This is a genomic window from Rhodococcus sp. TAF43, from assembly GCF_052113525.1.
Classification (GTDB): domain Bacteria; phylum Actinomycetota; class Actinomycetes; order Mycobacteriales; family Mycobacteriaceae; genus Prescottella.
Map to the genome: position 1 here is coordinate 1 of NZ_JBFRDL010000112.1, position 1,732 is coordinate 1,732.

1 protein-coding gene and 2 pseudogenes are annotated in these 1,732 nt (G+C 65.1%); all 3 read right to left on the reverse strand.

Features of this window, described 5'->3' with window-relative positions; genetic code table 11:
• Positions 1-184, reverse strand: a pseudogene (locus tag AB4Z09_RS28980) (IS30 family transposase); the annotation flags it as partial.
• Positions 185-207: 23 nt separating this feature from the next.
• A pseudogene (locus tag AB4Z09_RS28985) lies at positions 208-1,121 on the reverse strand (IS3 family transposase); the annotation flags it as partial.
• 365 nt (positions 1,122-1,486) lie between these two features.
• Positions 1,487-1,732 (reverse strand): hypothetical protein (locus tag AB4Z09_RS28990; protein ID WP_442241382.1); only part of this gene is annotated, 246 nt, incomplete at its 5' end.

Here is a 1,732-nt window from a genome sequence, read left to right on the forward strand (position 1 = left end):
GGCCAGGCCACGACACGCCAACAGCTTCCGCCGCCTGCAACGTCGTCACGCCCGAAGCGATCCGCCGCCAGAAGTCCCGCTGCACCGCACGCGATGGCTCTGGCCGGCCCGGTGAACGCATCGGCGGCCTCAGCGCCCGATCCGCCGCCCACTGCCGCCGCGCACCCGAAGGCGCTTCCGACATCCGCTTCCCACCACGTCCCATCGCACACCTCCATGATCGAGGTGTTGCGACGACCGGTTGAATCCGCCTTGACTCCCTCTGTCGGAGTGGACAATCGTTCCGGCCGGGTGGCGTTGCGCGATGGCATTGCGCAACGCCGTGACTGCCAGAGACGCCTTCATGCGGGAGTCGATCGAGTATCCGACGATCTTGTTCGAGTACACATCTTTGATCGCGCAGAGGTAGAGCTTGCCCTCGTCGGTGCGGTGTTCAGTGATGTCGGTCAGCCAGAGCTCGTTGGGCTGCCTAGCGGCGAACTGGCGGTCGACGAGGTCGTCGTGAACTGGCGGGCCGGCCTTTCTGTTCACGCCTCGCTTCTTCGAGAACACCGACCAGATGCGCTCTTGTGAGCACAGTCGTGCGACGCGGTTCTCGCCGGCGGTGATGCCTCGATCGGGGAGTTCGTCTGCGATGAATCGGTAGCCGAAGGCGGGATCATCGGCGTGGATCTCGCGAGCGGCATCGATCAGATGCGCATCGTCCCAATCACGTTGTGTTACGGGCGCTTTCCTCCATTTGTAGAACGCCTGGGTAGAGAATCCGAGAACCCGGCAAGTCACCGTGACGGGGACACCGTCAGCGGCAAGGTCGAGGACCAGCGGGAACATCATTTTGGGTTGACGTCCCGGGACAAATAGGCGACGGCACGGCGCATGACCTCGGCTTCCTGCTCGAGGAGCTTGATCCGCTTACGTGCTTCTCGCAGCYCCGCCGACTCATCCGAGCTCGTGGACGTGCCAGTGTCTATGCCGTCCTCACGGTTGGCGATCTTCAACCAGCGGTGCAGGCAGCCCTCGGAGATTCCGAAGTCCTTCGCGATCTGGCGCAGCGGGGCCTCGCCTTTACGAGCGACCGCGATGACGTCGCGGCGGAACTCCTCAGGGAACGCTTTCGGCATGGGAAACATCCTTCCACCTGTGACGAGCAGTCCTCACAGGTCAAGATGTCAACCAAACCGGGGGCAGTCCCCTTGACAGCACACCAGGCATCTCAGTTCTCTCAGACGCAATCGACGCTGACGAYCAGTCCTTTACCCGGTCGTCCTCACGGTGTCGATCGAGAAGTTCGCTCACGCTCACCGCGGTGCCGGCGACACGGTGATGTTGACCAGTGTCCGTGTCGGACGGCTCCCCCGCGATCTCGTCCCTGGCAGAGCGCTCCGGCGCGGGACGCGGTCCGGGCGCGGCCGGGCTCGGAGTCGCCCAGCGGGCGCGCGGCGATACCGAGACCTGGGGGAGCGGCTCCGACGGGCGGGTCGGCCGATCAGGCGCCGGGCCCCGCGGACATCGCGGTGTCCGCGGTTACCAGCACCGGCACCTCCGCGGCGCTCAGTTCGTCGTCGAGGACCGGCTCGCCGAGCCCGATCTTCTCCTGGATGCGCTTCATCCAGGCAGGCGCCCACCAGCAGTCGTCGCCGAGCAGCTTCATCACCGCCGGCACCAGGAACATGCGGATCAGGGTCGCGTCGATGACGAGCGCCGAGATCATGCCGTACGCGATGTACTTCAT